The 22,347-nt window shown below is 62.3% G+C and carries 23 protein-coding genes; 17 read left to right on the forward strand and 6 right to left on the reverse strand.

The features are described from left to right. The first annotated feature begins 40 nt into the window (after nucleotides 1-40). From IEV62_RS00100 to IEV62_RS00165, 14 genes are all read left to right on the forward strand, one after another. A complete protein-coding gene (locus IEV62_RS00100; protein WP_188444739.1) occupies nucleotides 41-1,168 on the forward strand; it encodes a hypothetical protein in 1,128 nt (375 codons plus the stop codon). A gap of 56 nt (nucleotides 1,169-1,224) precedes the next feature. Next, complete coding sequence (locus IEV62_RS00105) at nucleotides 1,225-2,160, forward strand: NAD-dependent epimerase/dehydratase family protein (protein WP_188444740.1); 936 nt, start codon at nucleotides 1,225-1,227, stop codon at nucleotides 2,158-2,160. A gap of 69 nt (nucleotides 2,161-2,229) precedes the next feature. Further along, nucleotides 2,230-3,546 (forward strand): NAD(P)/FAD-dependent oxidoreductase, encoded by a 1,317-nt coding sequence (locus tag IEV62_RS00110; RefSeq protein WP_188444741.1) that lies wholly within the window; start codon nucleotides 2,230-2,232, stop codon nucleotides 3,544-3,546. Next, entirely contained in the window at nucleotides 3,546-4,205 is a 660-nt protein-coding gene (locus tag IEV62_RS00115; protein ID WP_188444742.1) for a class I SAM-dependent methyltransferase, read from the forward strand. The genes IEV62_RS00110 and IEV62_RS00115 overlap by 1 nt, the downstream gene beginning before the upstream one ends. Then, on the forward strand, nucleotides 4,160-4,630 hold the full coding sequence (locus IEV62_RS00120) for a GtrA family protein (RefSeq protein ID WP_268234219.1): 471 nt from the start codon (nucleotides 4,160-4,162) through the stop codon (nucleotides 4,628-4,630). Before IEV62_RS00115 ends, IEV62_RS00120 begins: the two co-directional genes overlap by 46 nt. After that, on the forward strand, nucleotides 4,631-6,070 hold the full coding sequence (locus IEV62_RS00125) for a UbiA family prenyltransferase (protein ID WP_188444744.1): 1,440 nt from the start codon (nucleotides 4,631-4,633) through the stop codon (nucleotides 6,068-6,070). Continuing rightward, nucleotides 6,067-7,401, forward strand: a complete 1,335-nt coding sequence (locus tag IEV62_RS00130) for an FAD-binding oxidoreductase (RefSeq protein ID WP_188444745.1) — start codon at nucleotides 6,067-6,069, stop codon at nucleotides 7,399-7,401. The genes IEV62_RS00125 and IEV62_RS00130 overlap by 4 nt, the downstream gene beginning before the upstream one ends. Before the next feature lie 20 nt (nucleotides 7,402-7,421). Continuing rightward, the gene (locus IEV62_RS00135) at nucleotides 7,422-8,129 is read left to right on the forward strand and encodes an SDR family oxidoreductase (protein ID WP_373868532.1); all 708 of its coding nucleotides are present in this window, start codon (nucleotides 7,422-7,424) and stop codon (nucleotides 8,127-8,129) included. 8 nt (nucleotides 8,130-8,137) lie between these two features. Further along, nucleotides 8,138-8,815, forward strand: a complete 678-nt coding sequence (locus tag IEV62_RS00140) for a DedA family protein (protein ID WP_188444747.1) — start codon at nucleotides 8,138-8,140, stop codon at nucleotides 8,813-8,815. Between the two features lie 5 nt (nucleotides 8,816-8,820). Beyond that, entirely contained in the window at nucleotides 8,821-9,267 is a 447-nt protein-coding gene (gene dut, locus IEV62_RS00145; RefSeq protein ID WP_188444748.1) for a dUTP diphosphatase, read from the forward strand. Continuing rightward, a complete protein-coding gene (locus IEV62_RS00150) occupies nucleotides 9,264-9,644 on the forward strand; it encodes a hypothetical protein (protein ID WP_188444749.1) in 381 nt (126 codons plus the stop codon). Before dut ends, IEV62_RS00150 begins: the two co-directional genes overlap by 4 nt. Beyond that, complete coding sequence (locus IEV62_RS00155) at nucleotides 9,641-10,408, forward strand: HesA/MoeB/ThiF family protein (protein WP_188444750.1); 768 nt, start codon at nucleotides 9,641-9,643, stop codon at nucleotides 10,406-10,408. The genes IEV62_RS00150 and IEV62_RS00155 overlap by 4 nt, the downstream gene beginning before the upstream one ends. Nucleotides 10,409-10,922: 514 nt before the next feature. Beyond that, nucleotides 10,923-11,414 carry a hypothetical protein gene (locus tag IEV62_RS00160; protein ID WP_188444751.1) on the forward strand — a complete coding sequence of 164 codons (492 nt, stop codon included), beginning with the start codon at nucleotides 10,923-10,925 and terminating at the stop codon, nucleotides 11,412-11,414. Continuing rightward, nucleotides 11,411-12,172, forward strand: coding sequence for a hypothetical protein (locus IEV62_RS00165; protein ID WP_188444752.1), 762 nt, complete (start codon nucleotides 11,411-11,413; stop codon nucleotides 12,170-12,172). The genes IEV62_RS00160 and IEV62_RS00165 overlap by 4 nt, the downstream gene beginning before the upstream one ends. On the opposite strand, the gene IEV62_RS00170 is transcribed toward IEV62_RS00165, so the two are convergent. Further along, nucleotides 12,128-12,892: a class I SAM-dependent methyltransferase gene (locus IEV62_RS00170; protein WP_188444753.1), complete on the reverse strand. Its 765-nt coding sequence runs from the start codon at nucleotides 12,890-12,892 to the stop codon at nucleotides 12,128-12,130. The genes IEV62_RS00165 and IEV62_RS00170 overlap by 45 nt on opposite strands. Next, nucleotides 12,892-13,842, reverse strand: a complete 951-nt coding sequence (locus tag IEV62_RS00175) for a glycosyltransferase (RefSeq protein WP_188444754.1) — start codon at nucleotides 13,840-13,842, stop codon at nucleotides 12,892-12,894. The genes IEV62_RS00170 and IEV62_RS00175 overlap by 1 nt, the downstream gene beginning before the upstream one ends. A 252-nt stretch (nucleotides 13,843-14,094) precedes the next feature. On the opposite strand from IEV62_RS00175, the gene wecB reads away from it, so the two are divergent. After that, nucleotides 14,095-15,222, forward strand: a complete 1,128-nt coding sequence (wecB, locus tag IEV62_RS00180) for a non-hydrolyzing UDP-N-acetylglucosamine 2-epimerase (RefSeq protein ID WP_188444755.1) — start codon at nucleotides 14,095-14,097, stop codon at nucleotides 15,220-15,222. 95 nt (nucleotides 15,223-15,317) lie between these two features. After that, entirely contained in the window at nucleotides 15,318-16,232 is a 915-nt protein-coding gene (locus IEV62_RS00185; RefSeq protein WP_188444756.1) for an FkbM family methyltransferase, read from the forward strand. A gap of 12 nt (nucleotides 16,233-16,244) precedes the next feature. Here the strand turns inward: IEV62_RS00185 and IEV62_RS00190 are convergent, their stop codons facing one another. After that, on the reverse strand, nucleotides 16,245-17,060 hold the full coding sequence (locus IEV62_RS00190) for an FkbM family methyltransferase (protein WP_188444757.1): 816 nt from the start codon (nucleotides 17,058-17,060) through the stop codon (nucleotides 16,245-16,247). A 49-nt stretch (nucleotides 17,061-17,109) separates the two neighbouring features. After that, on the reverse strand, nucleotides 17,110-18,942 hold the full coding sequence (locus IEV62_RS00195; protein ID WP_188444758.1) for an acyltransferase family protein: 1,833 nt from the start codon (nucleotides 18,940-18,942) through the stop codon (nucleotides 17,110-17,112). 127 nt (nucleotides 18,943-19,069) lie between these two features. On the opposite strand from IEV62_RS00195, the gene wecC reads away from it, so the two are divergent. Continuing rightward, nucleotides 19,070-20,368 carry a UDP-N-acetyl-D-mannosamine dehydrogenase gene (gene wecC / locus IEV62_RS00200; protein ID WP_188444759.1) on the forward strand — a complete coding sequence of 433 codons (1,299 nt, stop codon included), beginning with the start codon at nucleotides 19,070-19,072 and terminating at the stop codon, nucleotides 20,366-20,368. Nucleotides 20,369-20,455: 87 nt separating this feature from the next. Here wecC and IEV62_RS00205 read toward each other — a convergent pair whose 3' ends face one another. Further along, nucleotides 20,456-21,292: an aldo/keto reductase gene (locus IEV62_RS00205; protein WP_188444760.1), complete on the reverse strand. Its 837-nt coding sequence runs from the start codon at nucleotides 21,290-21,292 to the stop codon at nucleotides 20,456-20,458. After that, the gene (locus tag IEV62_RS00210) at nucleotides 21,289-21,981 is read right to left on the reverse strand and encodes a phytanoyl-CoA dioxygenase family protein (RefSeq protein ID WP_188444761.1); all 693 of its coding nucleotides are present in this window, start codon (nucleotides 21,979-21,981) and stop codon (nucleotides 21,289-21,291) included. Before IEV62_RS00210 ends, IEV62_RS00205 begins: the two co-directional genes overlap by 4 nt. Between the last annotated feature and the right edge of the window lie 366 nt (nucleotides 21,982-22,347).

Consider the following 22,347-nt stretch of genomic DNA (forward strand, 5'->3'; position numbering starts at 1 on the left):
TATGCGTTGCGCCGCAGCGAAATCGGTTGGGGTTGAGGGAATGCGGGCGTTGGATCGGGTACGCGCTTGGCTCTTCGAGAGCCCATGGTGGCTGTTCGTTACGATCCTGAGCGCGGTCATGGTCGTGCGCACGGGAATTTGGGGCATGCCTGGAATCTTCGCGCAACGGCGGCTCGCGATCGATCCGTTCACGAACCCGTTTCTGCACGATCCGCATAATTATTATTTGATCTGGAATTGGCTCGGGCCGTTCATCGCATGGGCGCTCGGGCTGAAAAGTCGCTTCGGATTCATTGCGATGTATGCTGCCTTTTCGGTGGCCTATGTCGCCTTATTCGTGCGCATCGCCATAACCCGCATCGGACATGACCAATGGCGCAAGGCGGTTATTTTATTTTTTGTGCTTCCGGTATCGGCCACGTCTTTTTATAACTTGGGGTACGATTCCCTGACGTTGTTTTTGATGATGCTTGCGCTGAGCTGGCCGCGTCAGATCGTCGTCACCGTGGCCGCAGGCATTTTGCTGGGAATGCAGCACTTTGAAATCGCCTTGGTTGCCACGACCGCACTCTGCGCCTTTTCGCTCCTGCGGTACAAATCCAACACGTCGGATTACACTCTCAAATTCTCGGTACCGCTTCTGATCAGCGTCATTTTGGGCCATGGGGTATTGCTCTATATTTTTCAGAGATACGCGATCGAGACCGATCCGGGACGCACCCACTATGTCTTGAGTGAGCTTGCGCGGATCACTTCGACCTTTTTCTTCAGGATGCACGTCATTCTATGGTCGATCTGCGGGGTCGGTTGGCTAGCTGTCATGCGCTACGCCGATGGCGGTCGATCAACTGCTGCATTTTTCGTCACGCTCGTTGGAACCATCTTTGTCTTCGTGCCGATCGTCGATGATCAAACGCGCGTTGCTTGCCTCATTACCTTTCCCCTGATCGCGGTCGCGCTGTTGCTCAACAAGGAGTGGCTTGCGACGATCGATGAGCGTGAAGCGGCATTGTTGTGGATTATTTCGACGTTGAGCGCGTGGAGTTGGGTCCTCACCGGGAATCCACGGTCCTCGGCATTTCCGTTCGATCTCGCCGCGGTGGCGCATTATATGTTGGGCTGGCCCGATGTCCCCGACGTCGCCTTTATGCAATGGCCGTTCCTCTGAAGCCCGTGGCCCGCCCGTTAGCAAGACACAGGACAGCTCAAAGCCATGGGAATGGTATGAATACGCGCAAAATCATCGTCACGGGCGGCGCCGGTCTGGTGGGGCAGAATCTCGTCAGCCGCTTGAAGGACAAGGGCTTTCGCGACATTGTCGTGATCGACAAATCGGCTGCCAATGCTACGGTCTTGCGTGAGCATCATCCCGACATTCGCGTGATCGTCGCCGATCTTGCAAGCGACGATGGATGGCAAGACAGCTTCGACGGGGCCGATGCGCTGGTCCATGCCCACGCGCAGATCGGCGGCCTCTTTGCGGATGAATTCGTTCGCAACAATGTGACCGCGAGCGAGCGCGTGATGGCGGCAGCCCAAGCCCATGCCATTGCCTATATCGTCAACATTTCCTCGTCCGTCGTGAACTCGATGGCGATCGACAATTACACCGAGACCAAAAAGGCGCAGGAAGCCATGGTCGCCGCTTCGGGTATTCGGCAGGTCATTTTGCGGCCCACGCTGATGTTCGGCTGGTTCGATCGCAAACATGTCGGTTGGCTGGCACGGTTCATGGAGCGCGTGCCGATCTTCCCGATTCCGGGATCGGGGCGCTACATCAGGCAACCGCTTTATGTCGGCGATTTTTGTAACATCATCGTCGCCGCGATCGAACGCCGCACGACCGGCGCCTTCAATATCAGCGGCCAGGAACGGATCGACTATATCGATCTGGTTCGGGCGATGAAGGCCGCGACGCATGCCAAGGCGAGGATCGTCCGCATCCCCTATGCGGCGTTTTACGCGCTGCTGCGCGCCTATGCACTGGTCAGCAGCAACCCGCCGTTCACGGTCAAACAATTGCAAGCGCTCGTCACGCCCGACATTTTCGAGGTGATCGATTGGCCGACGATTTTCGGGGTGCGCGCCACACCGTTGCAGGCTGCGCTGGACGAGACCTTCCAGCACCCGGTCTATTCAAAGATCGCCTTGCAATTTTAACGCTGGTTGCTTTTCTGCGCTGCAGCATCTAGCATTTTGGTTAAGGTAAGCCTGCGGAGAATCTGGGAAATGTCGCGGGTTATCGTCATCGGAGCGGGCGCAATGGGCCTTGCCGCTGCCTATCATGCGGCCAAGGCAGGACACGCGGTCGAGGTCCTCGAAGCAGGACCGGAGCCGGGCGGCATGGCGGCCCATTTCGATTTCGATGGTGTGTCGATCGAACGTTTTTACCACTTCGTCTGCACCGCCGATGCACCGACCTTTGCCTTGCTGGACGAACTGGGCCTCGGCGACGCGATGCGGTGGCGGCGCACGACGATGGGGCTGTTCACCGGCGGCAAGCTGCACCGCTGGGGTGACCCCGTTGCGTTGCTGCGCTTTCCTGGCGTCAGTCTGCTTTCGCGGCTGCGCTACGGTTTGCTGGCCTTTGTCTCGACCCGGCGCGAGCGGTGGGATGCCATCGAAACCGAAAGCGCGCGCGACTGGATCACGCGGTGGTCGGGTGCCGAAGTCTACGCCAAGCTGTGGAAGCCACTGTTCGACCTGAAATTCTACGAATATGCCGACAATGTCTCGGCAGCGTGGATCTGGACTCGGGTCAAGCGGATCGGGCGCTCGCGCAGCTCGCTCTTTGCGGAAAAGCTCGGCTATATCGAGGGCGGGAGTCAGACGCTGGTCGATCGATTGGTCGAGCGGATCGAGGCGATGGGCGGTACGATCCGGCTCTCGACCCCCGCAATCACAGTGACCAGCGCAAACGGTCGCGTTACCGGGGTTGAGGCGTCGGATGGATTTCATCCTGCCGACGCGGTTATTTCGACGATGCCGACGCCGCTTGTCTCGGCCGCAGTCCCGGACCTGCCGGCTGACTGGAAAGCGAAGTATGACGCGATCAACAATATCGGCGTGTGCTGCTTGCTGTTCAAATTGAAGCGGTCAGTGACCCCCCATTTCTGGGTCAATATCGCCGAGCCCGACGTTCCGGTGCCCGGCATCATCGAATTCTCCAACCTCCGGCCGCTTCCCGGCGGCGAGACGATCGTGTTCGTCCCCTATTACATGCCCGTCACCAACCCGAAATTTGCGTGGGACGACGCGCGCTTGCTCGACGAGGCGTTCGATTGCGTGCGCCGAGTGAATCCGGCGATCACGCGCGCCGACATCCTCGCGACCAAGGTCGCACGCTTGCGGTACGCCCAACCGGTCTGCGAACCGGGTTTCGCGGCGAAGCTGCCGCCCGTCCAGACGCCCATCATTGGCCTTCAAATTGCCGACACCTGCTTTTATTATCCGGAAGATCGCGGGATTTCGGAAAGCGCGCGGCTCGCTAAAGAGATGGTGGCCAACGCGTTCACTGACACGATCGCCCCGTTGGAGACTGTATAATGTCTGATCTTAGCGCATTGTACGATCTGCGATTTACGCAAACCGGCGTGTCCAAGCGCCAAGCGGTCTGGCGCCAATTGTGCCAGCATTTCTTCTCGAAGCTGGTGCCGGCCGACTCGGCAATCCTCGATGTCGCCTGCGGATATGGCGAGTTCATCAACAATATCGTGGCGCGCAAGAAATTTGCGGTCGATCTCAACGAGGATTCGCCAAAGCATCTCAATCCCGACGTCACGTTTTTTCATACGCAAGCGACGGATCTTTCGATGCTGCCGCGAGATGAAATCGACATTGCGTTTACGTCAAATTTTCTCGAACATTTTCGCGACAAGCAGAACCTCGATGTTTTTTTGCGCGAACTTTACAGCGTTTTGAAACCTGGCGGAAAATTCATCATTCTCGGTCCCAATATTCGGTACGCGTATCGCGAATATTGGGATTATTACGATCATTATTTACCGCTCTCGGATATTTCTCTGGTCGAGGCATTGGCGTTGGCCGGGTTCAAAGCCGACAAGGTGATCGACCGTTTCCTGCCGTTCACGATGAACAACGGGGCGCCGACCGCAGATTTCATCATTCGAGCCTATTTGAAAATGCCGTTTGCCTGGAAATGGTTCGGCAAGCAGTTTTTGGTCGTGGCAAGCAAGCCGAAGTGAACAGATACAAAGACTTTGTTATCTTTGTGATCATCGGAGGCGTGGCGTCCCTGGTGAACCTCGTTGTACGCGTGGCGTTCAATTATCTGTTCAGCTACGAGATCGCGATCATTCTCGCCTTTCCAGTCGCGTTGAGTTTCGCGTTCATTCTCAACCGGTGGCTGATCTTCAAGGCGGACACGGGGAGTTGGACGGGACAATTCGGTCGTTTCCTGATCGTCAATCTCGTCGCGCTTGTGCAGATTTTTGTCATTAGCGTTCTGCTGGCGCGCTTCGTGTTTCCGCGCATCGGGATGCAGTTTCACCCCGATTTGCTGGCCCATGCGATCGGCTTGGTGTCGCCGATCTGCACAAGCTATTGGGCGCACAAGCGGTATACCTTTCGGCCTGGCACCACCGTCAAATCTTCACCGGGACTGCGTTAAGTGAGCAACACCGATGCGATCTCATCCGGCGTTGCGTTGGTGGTCGATGTCGATGGGACGTTGCTGAAGAGCGACCTGCTGTACGAAGCGACGCTGCAATTCGTCGCGCGTTATCCGTGGGAGCTGTGGCGTCTGCCGCTATGGCTGGTGCAAGGAAAGGCACATCTTAAGGCGCACCTTGCCGCACGAATCGATTTGGGTGCGAACAGCTTGCCATTGCGGACAGAGGTGCTCGATGTCATCCGCAACGCCGATGCCGATGGACGAAAAGTCTATCTGGCCTCGGCGTCGGACCGCCGGTGGGTCGAGCCGATTGCCGCGCGGGTCGGCGGGGTGACAGAAGTGTTCGCCTCCGATGGCAAAACCAATCTGGCCGGCGTGGCGAAAAAAGCCGCGCTGGTCGAACGCTTCGGCGAACAGGGCTTCGACTATATCGGCGATAACCGTGTCGATATTCCGGTGTGGGAAGCGGCGCACAAACAATTGCTGGTCAGCCACAGCAACGGTTTCGAAGCGGCAATGACGCGGCGCTTTCCAGGTATGGAAACGATCGCGCGCCCGCAGCCGATCGCGCGGGCCAGTCTGCGTGCGTTGCGGCCGCATCAATGGGCGAAAAATCTGCTGGTGTTCCTGCCAGTGATTGCCGGCCACAATCTCGGCAATATCGCGGTGCTGACGGTCGCCTGCGCGGCGTTCTTAGCGTTCAGCATGGCCGCATCGAGCGCCTACGTCATCAACGACTTGCTCGATCTTCCCGGCGATCGCGATCATGCCACCAAGCGTAACCGGCCCTTCGCGGCCGGGGATCTCGCGATTCCGTACGGAATAGCGATGTCGGGCGTGTTGATGGCAGCCGCCGTCTTGGTCGCCGCACTGTTGCCCGAGCGGTTTTTGGTGATTCTGATCGGCTATGTGATCCTGACGCTCGGCTATTCGCTCGTGCTCAAGCGGCGGCTGCTGATAGACGTCATCACGCTTGGTGGGCTGTACACGATCCGCGTGTTCGGCGGGGTCGCGGCGACGGGTGAGCGGCAGTCGCCCTGGCTGTTGATGTTCAGCCTGTTTCTGTTTCTCAGCCTTGCGACCGTCAAACGCTGTTCCGAACTGGTCGCGCGACGCGATGCGGGCAAGTCCGCGCCGCTCGGCCGTGGCTATCAGATTTCCGATCTGACGGTTCTTTTCCCCTTGGCGGCCGCGGCGGGCTATGGGGCGGTGCTAGTCGTAACATTGTACCTTTCGAGTCCCGAAGTGACGGTTTTGTACACGTATCCGATGCGGATGTGGCTGATCTGCCCGCTGCTGCTATACTGGATCAGCCGGGTGCTGATCCTGTCGTCGCGCGGCACGCTGCACGAAGATCCGGTCATCTTCGCGCTGACCGATCGGGTCAGCTGGGTTGTCGCGCTGCTGGCCGGCGTCGTCATCGTCCTCGCGACATGACGACGATATTGCCGCTGTCGGGCTGGGGCCGATACCCGATCGTCGATTGCCCGGTGAATTTCCCGGGAAGCCCGGATGCCGCGCGCGCGCTGGTCGCGCAGCTGCCCGATTCGATCGCGCGCGGCAACGGGCGCTCGTACGGCGATGCGAGCCTGAATTGCGCGGCGACACTGGACTTAAAGCGGCTCGATCGCATGCTCGCGTTCGATCCGGAAAGCGGGACGATGACGTGCGAGGGCGGCGTGATGCTGTCCGATCTGATCGACGCGATGTTGCCGCGCGGCTGGTTTCCACCCGTCACGCCGGGAACCAAGTTCGTGACGATCGGCGGGATGATCGCCAGCGACGTCCACGGCAAGAACCACCACGGATCGGGGTCGTTCTGCGACAGTGTCGCATGGTTGGACCTCGACACCGGGGAGGGACGCGCACGCCGCTGTTCGGCGACCGAGAATACCGATTTATTCGCTGCAACCTGTGGCGGGATGGGGTTGACCGGAATCATCGTACGCGCGGCATTCCGGATGCTGCGGGTCGAGACCAGCATGGTGCGTCAAAAGACGATCCATGCCCCCGATCTCGCGGCTGCGATGGCGCTGTTCGAGCAGACGAGCGACTGGACCTATGCCGTCGCCTGGATCGACTGTCTGGCGAGAGGATCTGCGCTCGGGCGCTCGGTGCTGTTGCTCGGTGAGCATGCGACACTGGCAGAACTCGATCCGGAGCGACGCAGCACGCCGCTCCATCGTCCGAAGCGACGGGTCAAACGAGTCCCCGTCGATTTTCCGGGCTTCGCTTTGAGCCGCCCGATCGTAAAGCTGTTCAATCGCTCTTACTATGCGGCACAGCGCGCGGGCGAGCGGCTGGTCGACCTCGACCCCTATTTCTATCCGCTCGATGCGCTGCTCGACTGGAACCGGATCTATGGACGTGGCGGGTTCGTGCAATATCAGTGCGTCTTGCCGCTGGCGACGAGCGCGGTAGGCATCCGGGCCTTGCTCGAAGAAGTCTCTGCGGCTGGCAATGCCTCCTTCCTCGCCGTGCTCAAACGGATGGGTCCGCAATCCTTCGGCATTCTGAGCTTTCCGCTTGAAGGCTATACGCTCGCACTCGATTTCCCTGCGACCCCAGCAAGCCTGGCGCTGGTCGAGCGACTGGATGCAATCACCGCCGCACATGGCGGCCGCGTCTATCTCGCCAAGGACGCCTGCATGACCGCCGAACGCTTTGCCGCAAGCTACCCGCGCGCACCGGACTTCCGTGCAGTGCTCGATCGGATCGGCACGCGGCGCGCCTTTTCTTCGTCTCTCTCACGCCGCCTGGAAATCTGATGATCGCATTCCCCGTCCTCATCCTTGGTGCCCGGTCCGATATCGGGCGCGCCCTCGCGCGGGCGTATGCGGCGCGCGGCGCTACCGTAATCTTGGCCGGACGCGGGGATCTGACGGACGATTGCAGCGACCTGATGCTGCGCACTGGTGGCAATGCCTCCACGGTCGCGTTTGATGTCACCGACGGCGCTCCGGACGCCTTTTTTCAATCGCTCGGTACGGTGCCGGGGACGATCGTTCTGGTCGCGGGCCTGCTCGGCGATCAAGCGAAGAGCGCCGCAGATGATGCGGCTGCAGCCTTGGTGATGGAGACCAACTACACCGGCGCGGCCCGCTATCTGCTTGCAGGCGCCCGCGTGATGCAGGGCACGGCAAACGCCTGCATCATCGGGATCAGCTCGGTCGCGGGCGACCGCGGGCGCGGATCGAACTACATCTATGGTTCGGCCAAAGCCGGCCTGACCGCGTTTCTCTCGGGCCTGCGCAACGCCCACGCCAAAACCGGCCTGCACGTCATGACGGTCAAGCCCGGGTTCGTGCGGACCCAAATGACCGCCGGCATGAAGCTGGCGCCCCCGCTGACGGCAAGCCCCGAGCAGGTCGCCGATGCGATCCTGCGCGCGCACGAGAAACACCGGGACGTGCTCTATGTGCTCGGTCGCTGGCGCCTTGTCATGACGATCATCGCTGCTATCCCCGAGTCAATCTTCAAGAAGCTCTCGCTTTAGGACACGGCGTGGAAGGCCTTTTGCAACCCATCGTCGATTTCATGCTGGCGAACGCAGCCTGGGCGGGGCCGGTCTTCGGTCTGTTCGCGTTCGGCGAATCGCTGGCCGTGGCGGGCGTCATCATTCCAGCAACGCCGGTCCTGTTCCTGGTCGGCACGTTGCTCGGGAGCGGAAAACTCGACCCGTGGTCAGTCATTCCCTGGGCAATCGCGGGGGCCATCGGCGGCTATTGGGCGTCGTGGTGGAGCGGGCGTCGGATGGGATCGGCCGTCTATCGGCGGCGCATTTTTACCGGGCAACGCCGGACCATCGCCCGCGTCCGACTGTATTTTCGACGCTGGGGCGGGCCGTCGCTGATCTTTGGCCGATACGTGCTGGGACCGTTTCAGTCGATGATGCCGATGGTCGCCGGGGTTGCGAAAATGGATGCGCGGCGTTTTCACGCTTGGAATATCGTATCGGGCACGGCGTGGGTGGCTGTCGTGCTCGCCCCGGGATATTTTGCCGCAAAGGGCCTGACGGTGCTCGGATTTGGCGTTGCGCAGCAACACATGTTGACCGGTGTACTGCTCGGCGTCAGCGCGCTGCTGGCAATCGGCGCGGTCGTGCTGATGCTATATCGGCTGACCACTCTGCGCCGTCGTCCGATCGCAACGCCTTCGGCCCGCAAATCGCCCTTGGGATAGCCCGGATGACCGCACCGATCACAATCACACTGAAGCGCTTGCCCCACGGCGAAGGCCTGCCCCTGCCCGCTTACGCGACCGATGGTGCAGCCGGGATGGACGTCGTCGCCGCCGAAGCTGCGACGCTCGCCCCCGGCGCGCGAGCCGCGATCGCGACTGGGTTCGCGATCGCGATCCCGGCGGGCTACGAAGTGCAGGTGCGCCCGCGCTCGGGCCTTGCGCTAAAGCACGGCATTACCTGCCTCAACACGCCCGGCACGATCGACAGCGATTATCGCGGGGAGGTGAAGGTGATCCTGATCAACCTTGGCGCGGACCCGTTCGAGATTGCTCGTGGCGACCGGATCGCCCAACTCGTTCCGACCCCGGTTCAACGCGCCGTGCTGGACCTAGTCGCATCGCTCGACGATACCGAGCGTGGGGCCGGGGGGTTCGGATCGACAGGACGATGATCGCCTTTTTACTTCTTCAGACAGCGGAGCCGCCCGCGGTGCCGACCGATTGGGCGGCGCTTGCGCCAATCCCCTATACCAGCGCGCCGCAAATGACGCCGCACCTCACGGCTTTCGTCGGCAGTGAAATCGCGGCGGGGCGCTGTACGCTGCCGAGGCCTGCCGACGGGCATTATGTCGTGAAGGTCGATGTCGCGACGCTGATTGATGCCTCGGGCGTGATCCGTCAGACCGTGCCGCACGCCATCGCCTGCCCGACGGTCGAGCAATATGCAGCGGGCCTGGTCGCTGGCTTTGCGCGCGGCAATCTGACGGTGCGACCCGGTGCGAGCGATTCGTGGTACCGCGCGACGATCACCTTCGACTGGCACGGATGAGCCTGTCCAACGCGGTTCTGAGCGACGGCGAACTCGACCGCTATGCCCGCCACATCGTGCTACGCGAAGTTGGCGGCGCGGGTCAGGTGAAGCTCCGCCGGGCGACCGTCGCGATCATCGGGGCGGGCGGGATCGGCTCCCCCGCGATCCAATATCTGGCGGCGGCGGGAATCGGGCGGCTAATCCTGATCGACGACGATACAGTCGATTTGTCGAACCTGCAGCGCCAGACGCTGTTTGGCGACGCGGATATCGGCGCCTCCAAGGTCACCGCAGCGACCGTCAGTGCGATCCGGATCAACCCGCATGTCACGTTGGATCTGCACGCCGAGCGCCTCACCGTAGACAATGCTGCCGACCTGATCGCGGGAGCGGACGTTGTGCTCGATGGCACCGACAGTTTCGCGACGCGGCTCGCCGTCGCCGACTCGGCACATGCCTCGCGCATCCCGCTCGTCTCGGCGGCGGTCGGGCAATTCGAGGGCCAGCTCGGCGTGTTCCGCGGCTGGGAGGCGGACAAGCCATGCTATCGCTGCTTCGTCGGCAACGCCGCCGATGCGGCGGGCGACAGCTGCGCCGATCTCGGCGTGCTCGGCGCGATGACCGGGGTGCTGGGCAGCCTCGCCGCGCTGGAGGCGATGCGCTCGATCATCGGCTTTGGCGACGATAGCGCGGGCAAGCTGTTGCTGGTCGACGCGCTGGCGTTTCGGTTCCGGACGATCGCGCTGCCTAAGGATCCGGGCTGCGCGGGGTGCGGTCCTTAGCAAGGTTTCCCGTTGCGCTGCCGTTTGAGGGTGCGGGGGTACCGCCACCTTCTGCTGAACCAGGATCGGTCGGCCCGCCCAGATCCAGGGGAGCCATGCATCGACGGGGTATTGCGCGATGGTGCGAAAGCCCGGCCGCGCTCCCGGATCGATGACGTAATCGTCCGCCGCGAACCAGTCGACCATCCAATCCAGCCTGCCATGCTTGCCATACGAAACCGATCCGTTGATCACCCAGCCCGCATCAACATGATCGCGCGCGACGTGGCGCGTGAGGTCGGTGAACGCGGCCCATTGCGCGCGCTTCATTGCCATCGAATCGTGAGTCGCCAGCACGGAGGCGATCACAAAAATCGCGGCCGTAACGAATCCGGCGGCTACGACGCTACGACGCTGGGACGCTTGCTCGCGAAACAGTTCAGCAAGCACCAGCAGTACGCACGGCACGATCGGGATCAGGTACCGATCCAGCTTCAACGGGGTGAACGGCAGCGGTGCGAGCAGACACAGCGCCATGACCAACGCGAAAATCGCGATGTCGAACCGGTCGGTCCGTTCGCGGCGATACCAGGTGAGCATGGCGGCTGCGACCGCGAAGTACAGCAGGATGGTCCCGAAGAGCGCGACCGCAACGAGTGGAATCGCCACCCAGGTCGGCATCGGCGAACCGGTAAAATCAGGAACGAACGCGCTGCGGAGCCCGACCGGCATGTGCAACTTCAATCCGACGATCACCAAAACCGCGATCATCGCGACACCCGCCACCGCCGAGATCAGCGCCTTGGCCGAGCGACGCCCCACACGGCGCAATACTGCCCCGGCTGCCAGGACGCTTAGTGGCAAGGCAAACAGGCCGAGGTCGAGCGAGAACATGACGAAGACCGCGAAGAGATCGCGCAGCGTGGCGAACGGATGCGCGAGCAAAGCCGCGGCCGAGGGGATTTGCCGACCAAACATCGCCGGAGCGATTCCGCTGGCGCGCAGCCAGGATTGGAACGCCGCTTGACCCGCGAAGAAGGCGACGATCGGCAGAAGTGCGAGCGCGACCGTCCGGATCGTAAGGCGCTTGCGCACCAACGCTTCCCCGGCAAGCCCGACCGGGATGGAAAAGCCGACCTGCCGGATCAACAGCGCGCCGACCGCGACACCCCACCCGGCAATTTGGGTGCGATAGGACCCTGCCAGCATTCCGAGCGCCAGCAACCACATCGCGACGATCTGCAACGTGGTATAGGGCACGTCGGTCATGAAGCTGAACGAGAACAGCATCGACTGAGGATTGAAGAGCAACGCCAGTGTCGCCAGCAGCGCAGGCTCCGGCGCGCAGCGTGCGCTGCGCATCAAGTGATAGAAAGCGACGGCACCAACCCACGCCAGCACCAAAGTGGACATGCGCAACACAAAGTTCGACGGCCCGAAAATGGCACCGACGAACGCGCCCCAAAAAACCTGCGTGAACAGGTTGGTCGCGTTCCAATCGGAGAATTTGAGGTGTCCGCTCTCAAGCAGGGTCCGCACCGAGTGCGTGTAGGCCCAATCGTCGGCGACCGGATATTCGCCGCGCGGATCGATCAGGAGGATCGCCACCACCCACAGAATGGAGACGAGCGTGAGATAGGCGGCATCTTTCCCGAACCGCCCGATCAGCCCGGCCCCCACAGCGTTACGATTTTCCAAAATGTCCCCCGCCCCCATCGCACACCGCCGTCCGATCGCGCATCAGCGTGGCCGCTGCCAGACCAAAATCACGCTTTTGCCGAATAGCGAAGCAAGCAGCGGGTCGGCAATGCGCGACAGCGGAACGAGATAGCTGTCCCACAGCGCGATCTGGGCGACGGTCGGCATACCCTGGCGCAAGGCGAGCTTATTCGCAACCGAGGCGAAGAAGCCGACGCTATCGCGGTAGAACGCCGCCACTTCGCGAAGCCCAGCCGGGGCCACCGCGCGCAGGCTGGCTTTGTTGTAGCGTCGAAAATGCCCGATCGCGCGATCGAACTGGCTGTACAGAAATTCCCAAGCGGGAACGAGAACGACCAGATTGCCGCCGGGATTGAGATGCGCGGCAGCCAAGGCCAGTTCACTGCGATCATCCTCAATATGTTCGACGACGTCGATATAGATGATCGTGTCGAACATCGCATCTGCGGCAAGATCGCCCAGCGTGCCCGCGACGACCCGCGCCACCCGCCCGCCATTTTCGATTAGCATCGCTTCTAAGCTGCGTGCTTGGTCGAGATCGGGCTCGATACAGGTCCATTCGGTAATCGCAGGATTGGCGATCAGCGCTGCGGTCGTGGTGCCGATTCCGGCGCCCACCTCCGCCACCGCGCCGCGCAAATACGGTCGGAGCGTGTCGGCAAGATAGCGTTTCCAGTTGTGCGCATCTGCGAACAGCGCGAGTTCGTTACCGATATAGGCGATTTCGGTCACACTTGAGCTGGTTGACGAAGCGATGCGCTGATCCTCGGTTGGGCGCAGTACCATTACCGCTGCTCCGGCACCTCCGCCGCCTCCCGCTCGTAGATCGGGATAACGCTTTCGACCAAATTCAGGACGGTATCCTTCGGTACGATTTGTAACGCAGAGCGATTGTTCAGCAACATAAAGGCCATCAGGATCGGCGTTACAATCGCCTGGACACTGAGCAATGCGGCAAAGCCCAGCACGCTGGTCGCCCAGCCCGGCACGGTCACGAACGTGAACAGGCGCATTGCGATGACGGTCAGCGACCCGATCAGGGACGCCCCCAGCAACAGGCCGCTCATCAGGATGATGCGCACGAAGATCGCTTCGGAAAAGACCGACATCGCGCCCAGCCCATGCGTAACGAGGCTGACGAAATTCATCGACGAGCGCCCGGCGTACCGCGTGCCCCGGATCGTCGGGATCGCCTCTAGCGGCATCTTCGCCTGGACCAGCGTCGCGGCGAAATGATTCCACACATTGCCGTTATGCGCGAGCCGCACGGCATAGCGCCGCGGCAAGACCGAGAAATTGCCGAAGCGGATCGACTTGCCAGTGAGCATTTTGAAGGCCCGGACATAGAGCCAGTAGAACAGCTTGAACGAAACACCTTCGGAGCGTTTTTTGCGGAGCGCGACGAACACCTTGTCAGGCGCGTCTGCCGCCATGGTTACCAGCGTGCGCAAATCTTCGGGGCGATCTTCGCCGTCGGCATCCATGACCGCGATCCAATCGGCCGATGGTCGTTCGGCGGCCAACACCAGCCCAACCGCAATCGCGCGCTGATGCCCCACATTCATGGAAAGGCGGACGATGTTTACCGCGGCGATCGGGCCATTCAACGCCAGCGGTTGGGCCAGCGTATCCGAACAATCGTCGATAGCATAAATGACGATATCGAAGGTTTCCCGGGGGAAAAGCGCCTGAATATCGAGCAAAAGGCGGTTGAAGGAGACCCAGTCGTTATACACCGGCAACACGATCGCAAATTGAACGCGTCCTCCTGCCCCGATGCTGGTCCCTTCAAACATTTTCGAACCTTCCAGCCGCAGCGTACGGATTTGCTGCAGTGCATTATCCCCGCGCATGGGTCGCAGCAAGGACATTGTCAGCGGTGGCGGATTGCGCATTGTGCGTCTTATCCTTCCGAAATCGCGAATTTTTGGCCCCTTCCACCTGTCTCGGTTAGCGCGACCTTAAACCTCACTTGCTAGGGCAGAAGCATGAAACCCGCGCGCATTCTCGTCATCTTCGGCACCCGGCCCGAGGCGATCAAGCTCTTCCCGGTCGTCGCCGCGCTGAAGGCCACGCCCGGTCTCGATGTCCGCACCTGCGTCACTGCGCAACATCGCGGGTTGCTCGATCAGGTGCTGAGCATCGCCGGGCTGACGCCCGATATCGATCTCGACCTGATGGAGCCGGGCCAGTCGCTCGACCGGCTGACCGCGCGGCTGCTTACGGGGTTGGGCGAGGTGATGGATGCAGAACGGCCCGACCGCGTGATCGTGCAGGGTGACACGGCAACCGCGATGGTCGGCGCGCTCGCCGCTTATTACCGGAAGGTGCCGGTCAGCCATGTCGAGGCGGGGCTGCGCTCAGGCGATATCTATCAGCCGTGGCCCGAAGAGGTGAACCGCCGCATCGTCGCCCCGATCGCCGACCAGCATTTCGCGCCGACCGAGACCGCCGCCGAGGCGCTGCGGCGCGAGAATATCGATCCCGCGACGATCCACGTCACCGGCAACACCGTCATCGACGCGCTCCACGCGACGCGCGCCAAGCTCGAAGCCGATCCCTCGCTGGCGTCTGGCCTCGACGAGATCGCCGCGCGCTTTGCCGGCAAGCGGATCGTGTTGGTCACCACGCACCGGCGCGAGAATTTCGGCGGGGGCATGGACAATATCGCGCACGCGCTTGGCCGGATCGCGGCGCGCGACGATGTCGCAATCCTGTTTCCGATGCACCCCAATCCCAATGTCGTCGAAGCGATGGAGCGTGTGCTCGGCGCGCAGGCCAATATCGCGCGGATCGACCCGCTCGATTACCCGCATTTCATCCGCGCGCTCGGACTGTGCCACATCGCGCTGACCGATTCGGGCGGGGTGCAGGAGGAAGCGCCCGCGCTCGCCAAGCCGGTGCTGGTGATGCGCGAAACGACCGAGCGCCCCGAAGGCGTGGTCGCCGGGACGGCGAAGCTGATCGGCACCGACCCTGACCGGATCGTCGCCGAAGTCACCGCCTTGCTCGACGATGATGCCGCCTATGCCGCGATGGCGCGGGCGCACAATCCGTTCGGCGACGGCCATGCAAGTGCGCGGATTGCCCGCGTGATAGACGGCGCCTTCCGCTGACTTCCCCCAACACGCGGCTCGATTCGACATAGCTTTTCGAGACCGCTCCGGATATGCGACCATCACGCTGAAAGAACGGTGGTTTGGGGAAAACGGTGCAAGAGACCACAAAGGCATCGATCCGCCGCGTTTTCCGGAAAGCGCTCGCGAATTCGGTTGCGCGACGCGGCCTCAACTCAGTGGCGAACGCGGTGTCGTGGCGTGGCAAGCAGCGGTTGCACGGCGCCTTTGCCCGTTCGATGACCGAGGGAACCCCCGGCTGGCGCGTAGACGCCGAATGGCGCATCGATTTCGCTGGCCGTACCTTTTACGCGCCGCTGCGCCGGGATGATATCTATCTCGATTGGGCGGCAGCGCTGACCTATCTCGGGCACGATATAGATGAGAAGCAGACCTATGCCGCGATCGTGCGCTCAGCCGCCAAGCCGAGCGTCTTCCTTGACGTCGGCGGCAATTACGGCACGCACTCGACGCTGATGATGTCGCATGGCGTCGAGGCGTTTTATTTCGAGCCGAACGAAACCTGTCATGGCTATTTCGAGGCGACCTCGGCGCGCAACGGCTTCCGTCCGCATGTCGAACCGATCGCGCTCGGCGCCGCACCGGGGTCGATCACGCTGCGCTATCCGCGGCTGGAGACCTGGCTGGGATCGACCAACGCGGCAGTGGCCGATGCGTTCGATGATCCCGACATGGTCACGCGCGAAGTGCCGATGCGCACGCTCGACAGTTATTGTGACACGCTGCCGCCGGGGCCGATGGTGTTGAAGATCGATGCCGAGGGCAGTGAGATGGCGATCCTCGAAGGGGCGACGCACTTGCTGGCGACGCGGCGGCCAATCATGCTGTTCGAATCGCACCGCTCTATTGGCGAGCGTGAAGCGCTGTGGGATGTGCTGGATAGCGCGGGATTTGACATCACCCAGCATATCTGGCCGCAACCAGCGCTGACGCGCGACGCGTTTCTCCAGATCGAATATCACAACTTCCTCGGCGTCCCGCGCGCGTGAGGCACGCGCGCTTCAGGCCGGCAACGCTACCCAATTGGCATAAGCGACGGTGGCCGCTTGCGCAGGCACGACCGGGACCAGATCGCCGCGCTCTGTAAGGTCACACCACGTGTATCCGGCGTCGGCAACGGCCTGCGCCGCCGCCGCCGGATCGAACCCGGCCGACCGCGTGATCGGCGCGCAAACCTCCATGAAAATGACGCGCGCGAGCCGTTTGGCGAGCGTTTCGCGACCGCCGGAAAAAACCACGCTCTCGAACCCTTCGACGTCGATCTTGAGCAGCGCCACGTCGGTGATCGCATTGCGTGCCACGAACAGGTCCAGCGTCGTGGCTTCGACCTGCTCGACATACGGGTCGTCTGCGGTTGCGATCCGCGCCGTCCCGCGGCTGACGGGATCGGCGTTAAAGGCCAGCACGCCGGGCGACGAGGCCAAGGCCAAGCGGTGGAGTTTCACATTCGTCACGGCGTTGAGCGCGACATTCTTGCCGAGTGTGGCGAAGGTGGTCGGCGCAGGCTCAAGCGCGTGGATCGTCCGGTCGGGGAATTTGAGCGCCAGCGGGATGCTCACGACCCCGACATTGGCGCCGATATCGATGATGTCGCCCGACGTGCTCGCCACGCGCTCGCCAAAAAAGCGCTGCTCCGCCAGCGAGATGCACTGCTTCATCGAATGATATTCGCTGAAATTGGCAAAATGGGCGATTTTCGCGCCATTGGCGAGGGTGATCGTCGGGTTGCCGGTCCGCGCCTTTTCGACCCGCCAGCCGAGATATTCGATGCCGAGCATCGGATTCGCCAGCGCGGCTGAGATGTTGCGGAATTTCATAACGTCGATGCTCCTGTTCGTTCCCGCTCGGTTGACCCATCGTAAGCCCTCACTGCTTTTTCAAAGCACTTTCGATTGCGCGGCCGAGCTGCGGCGACGTCATTGCTGTCCCGCTATCCGACAAATGATGCGAGTCGAAATAGGTCCAACGCCCGTCCGACCCGATCACGCGGAGCGCGCCGCGCGGATCGGTAAAAACATCTGCCACATCCACGACATGGACGTTCGGACGCTCCAGCCGGTGCAACATTGCGGCGGTCGCAACGCGCGCGGATCGCGCCGCTGCCGGTTCGAGATAAGGCGGCGCAAGCCCGCTGCGGATCGTGTCCCGGCTCAGAACATCCGGAAGCGACGGTGCTTCCGAAACGATCAGGACCGCTTTGGCGCTTGCTGAAATCTCGGCCAACGCCTTTTGAAGCAGGCGCGGATCGCCTTTCAGCTTGTCCGCCCAGGCATCGATCAGGATCACGAGATCGGGTTTCTTGTCGGCAATCAAGCGCGCGACCGCCGGCCATGATGTGCCCGCTTCGTCGGGCAGTTGATTGCGACCGGCCGTGCCGAGCGCGTGCAAAGTAAAACCGCGCGCGCGGGCGATCTTACCGATCTCCGTGCCATACATTGCCGCCTGACTGTCGCCGGAAAGAATGACAGTCGCTGCACCCCCCCCGCGCACGATCGTGCCACCACTTGGGATCGTGCTTGGCGGTATGTCGAAATAGAGCGCTGAGCGCAGCCAGACACCGCCGCCCGCGATGGCCGCGACGACAATCGCCGTCGCGACAAACAGCGCGACACGCCGTTGCCGGAGGTTGAGATAGCGCCGCGCAGGACGCTCGATGAGCTCGTAGCTCAATCCGGTCAGCACCAGCGTAAGCCCGATCTTGAGCGCGGTGCGAAACAGTCCGCTTTCGGCATAAAAGCGATAATCGATCAGCGAAAAGACCGGCCAATGCCACAGATACAGCGAATAGGACCGCTTCCCGATCGCCACCATTGTCGGATGTGCCAGCAACCGGAGCGGTAGTGCGCGCGTGTCGGGTGCGCCGATCGGGGCAATCAGCAGGACCGTTCCGATCACCGGAAAAGCGGCGATCCAGCCTGGAAAACCATCGGCTTCGCGCAGCAGCACGATCGATCCAAGGACCAATGCAAGCCCCACCCACGCGGTGCCCGATCCGGCGCGGCCGATGATGCGGCCCTTACCCGCCCGGCACAGTGCAATGCTGGCGCCGGCGAGCAACTCCCAAGCGCGGGTGGGCAGCGAATAGAACGCCACCGGCTGATACGCCGGGGTCAGCGCGACGCACAGCACGAAGCTGAGCACAGCCAGCGACAGCGTGATCGTCAGCGGGCGCCGCGTACGGCGCATGATCGCGTAGAGATAGAGCGGGAAGACGACATAGAATTGCTCTTCCACCGCGAGCGACCAGTAATGCAGCAAGGGCTGGGCATCGGCCGACAGGATGAAGTAGCTTCCCTGCAGCATCAGCTTCAGATTGATCAGCGAGGTCGCCGCCGCTGCGCTGCTGATGCCCAGCAATGCGAGATCCTGCGCCGAATAGACGAAGCTCGCGACGGCGAGCGTCGTCAGGATCACGAGGATGAGGGCGGGGAAGATGCGCGAGATGCGCCGTTGATAAAATCGGCCAATCGAAAAACTGCGCGTGTCGGTGTCCTCGATCAGGATCGCGCTGATCAGGAAACCCGAGATCACGAAGAAGATGTCGACGCCAACAAAACCGCCGGGCAAGGCCGCCCGGTTCAGGTGAAAGAGCGCGACCGCCAGCACCGCGATCGTCCGCAACCCGTCGATTTCCGGCCAATAGGCCCAGCCAGCCTTGGTCGCATCGGGCACGCTCGGCCGTTCTGTCGTCTGCATCATGCCCTCTTGCGCCACGGCGCGCGCCTCCCACGCTTGGTATCGAAGATCAAGCAATCGCGTACGCCTTTGCGAATTCTTCACCACCGCAAGGCCACACCGTCCCGCGCATAGCGGACGGGAAAGAGCGATGGTTTCGGATTCTGCATTGAAGGTCGTCGTCGTCGGCCTCGGCTATATCGGGCTGCCGACCGCCGCCGTCATCGCGCGGACGGGGGCGCAAGTGCTCGGCATCGATGTTTCGGAGCATGTCGTCGAGACGGTCAATTCGGGCAAGGTGCATATCGAGGAGGTCGATCTCGACGGGCTCGTCTCGGGCGTGGTCGCGCGCGGGAATTTGCGCGCCGCGACCTCGATCGAACCTGCCGACGTGTTCGTCATCGCCGTCCCTACCCCCTTTGCCGACGATCATGCGCCAAACATTGGCTATGTCCTGCGCGCCGCGACGACGATCGCCGCGGTGTTGAAGGCGGGCGACGTGGTGATCCTCGAATCGACCTCGCCCGTTGGGACGACTGAAAAGGTGCGCGATTTGCTGGCGCAATTGCGGCCCGATCTGAAGGTGCCCGGCAAGACGGCAGAAAGCCCCGACATCGCGATCGCCTATTGCCCCGAGCGCGTGCTGCCGGGTCGCATCCTGGTCGAGCTGATCGATAACGACCGCGTGATTGGGGGGATCACGCCGCGGTGCGCGCGCAAGGCGCTGCAATTCTATCGCCGCTTCGTGCGCGGCGCGTGCGTCACCACGACGAGCCGCGCGGCGGAAATGACCAAGCTCACCGAAAATGCGTTCCGCGACGTGAACATTGCGTTTGCCAACGAACTAAGCCGCGTCGCGGACACGATGGAGGTCGATGTGTGGGAGGTGATTCGCCTCGCCAATCGCCATCCCCGCGTGAACATCCTGTCGCCCGGCCCCGGCGTCGGCGGGCATTGCATCGCGGTCGACCCGTGGTTCCTGGTCCATGCCGACCGCGCCAACACGCCGCTGATCCGCACCGCGCGCGAAGTGAATGATGCGAAGATCGATTATGTCGTCGAGCGCGCCGAGGCGATGGTCGCGGCGCATCCAAGGCTGCGCGTCGCGTGCCTCGGTTTGGCGTTCAAGGCGAATATCGACGATTTTCGCGAAAGCCCCGCGCTGAAGGTCGCGCTCGCACTCGCCGCGCGCTTCGGCGATCGGCTCGATGTGGTCGAGCCCTATACCGACACGTTGCCGACCGACTTTGACGGGACCGGTGCCACGCTGACCGACATCGACAGCGCGATCGAGACGTGCGGCATCATGATCGTTTTGGTCGATCACGACGTGTTCAAATCGGTGCCGGTCGATGAGCGCGCCGATAAGATCGTCTATGACACGCGCGGCATCTGGCCCGACCAGCCGCGCCCCGCGCCGAGGGCGGAGCCGTTGCGTCTGGTCGGTTAAGGTCCAGCGCCGCGCCATTGCCGCACGCCGGGCAGATCAAGCATCGTCGGAGGACCGCGAAGCCTGGCTTGCCGAATCACGCCGCCGTCAGGATTCGGCGAGCGCCCTTCGCGCTGCCGCCACATTCTCCTCGCGATGGTGTTGCGAGAACATCGAGGTGACCACCGCCCGGCACCGTACGGCGTCGGCAATTTCGTCCAGGACGTCGGCGAAGGTGAGCGCCGGACGCGTTTCTTGCGCCCGCTCGAGATAGCGGAACGGCGAGTGGACGATGAACGCGACCGCGGCGAAACGCGCTGGCAGATGCAGCAGCGTATCGACAAGCGGCGTCTGGATCACCGCGCCTTCGAGCAGCCCCGCATCGGCGAGCCATGCCAGACTGGGCAGCAAAGCGCCTTCGACCGAGAATCCGTAGTCGCGGATCTCGCCGCTGGCCTTAAGCCCGCGCATCCACGCCACCACGTCATCGAGCCCCGGCTTCCCAACCTGAAAATTGTGCAGCAGCAAAACGTCGAGATACGGCGTATCAAGCTTCGCCAGGCTGTCGCGGAAGCTCCGCTGGAGCGTTTCGAGATCATAGGTATCGGTGGGCTGGACGGCGCGCGACGAAGCGAGACGGACCACGCGCGACCGTGCCGCAGGCACCCATGCGACCACCTGCCGCCCCACCGCCTTGGCTAAGCGGAGCAAGGGCGATTGGCGTGGGGGCACCAGCCCGCACTTGCTGACGATGACCAGTTCTTCACGCGGCACGGTGCGTAGGACTTGGCCGAGCAGCGCCTCCGCTTCACCCCATCCGTAGGAACGCGCCGTGTCAAAGTGGCGGATGCCGAGGTCCAGGGCGGCTTGAATCGCGCGCGTGCTGTCGCGACGACCGTGTCGGCCGAGAACCGACGCTGTTCCGAAGCCTAGCACGGACGTCATTGATAGCGGATCTGTAGCATCAGCCGGTCGCGGTGCGTTGGCACCAGCGCCTTGTGATAGCAGGACGTGTCCTCGAAGAAGCCGCTGCCGGCGGGCGCTTCGACCGTGATGATAGACGCCGCTCCAAACTCCGCTTCCGCCTCGGCGTCGGATAGGCAGGAAGTCCCCAGCAAATGGCCCAGTCGCTTCGATTTATGCGTTCGCTCGATCAGGGCATGCGCGCCGCCATTGCGGTCGACATCGACCAGATAGAAGCTGACATAGACGAAATTATAGCCGTCCACGTCATAGTGAAAGTCCACGGTCTGGTTGCGTGCGATCCGTTCCTCACGCGACAGCGTATTGGCGAAGCTCCAGAAAAAAAACACCGAGGCCCGGTCAGGGATGTAGCCAAGATATTTCGACACGACCGAGACGATTGCCGGGTCGCCAGCGATGGCCTGGAGCGTGGCATCCTGCCACCCGTCAGCAACCTGGGCCAGCGCCGCGCTTTTGCGGCGCTCAAGCGACAAGGCTTCCAGCGAGGGTGCGTACTCGACCGTATCGCCAGACGATTTAAACAACAGCCGCGTTGTTCGCGCCGTCTCGGTCAGGGCGGAGACGGCAGCTGCGCTGAGGCCAATACGATCGGACCAAGCCGTTTTCTGCAGACTGGCGCAATGCGCATCGACCGTCTTATCGGAGATCACCAGATCGGACGCCGCGATGACAATGGGTTCTGTTTCGGGACTATAGATTCGTGAGATTCGCAGTGACCCTGCCAGGGGCGCGCTGACGAGGCGGCGGCTCGCCGAATACAGTCGGCGAACCATCAGAAAGCGTCCGAAGATATAATCGGGCTGAGTCCAGAGCAACTCGACTAGCCTGCGCGCTCGTTTCACTCGGGGCTTCCCTCTTTGCAGGGTTTAAGTACCGCTCGCGCTGCGAAACGCAAGGATCATACCTCCGCCAAATAGCGCCTGCCCGGAGAACGGAAAGTGACCCCGTACGGCAGTCGAGCGTGATCGGCCCAGCGGCCAAGCCCAACGCGATTCGGCGACCGTAGCGTCTGTGGG

It is taken from the genome of Sphingomonas psychrolutea, from assembly GCF_014636175.1.
Lineage (GTDB): Bacteria > Pseudomonadota > Alphaproteobacteria > Sphingomonadales > Sphingomonadaceae > Sphingomonas > Sphingomonas psychrolutea.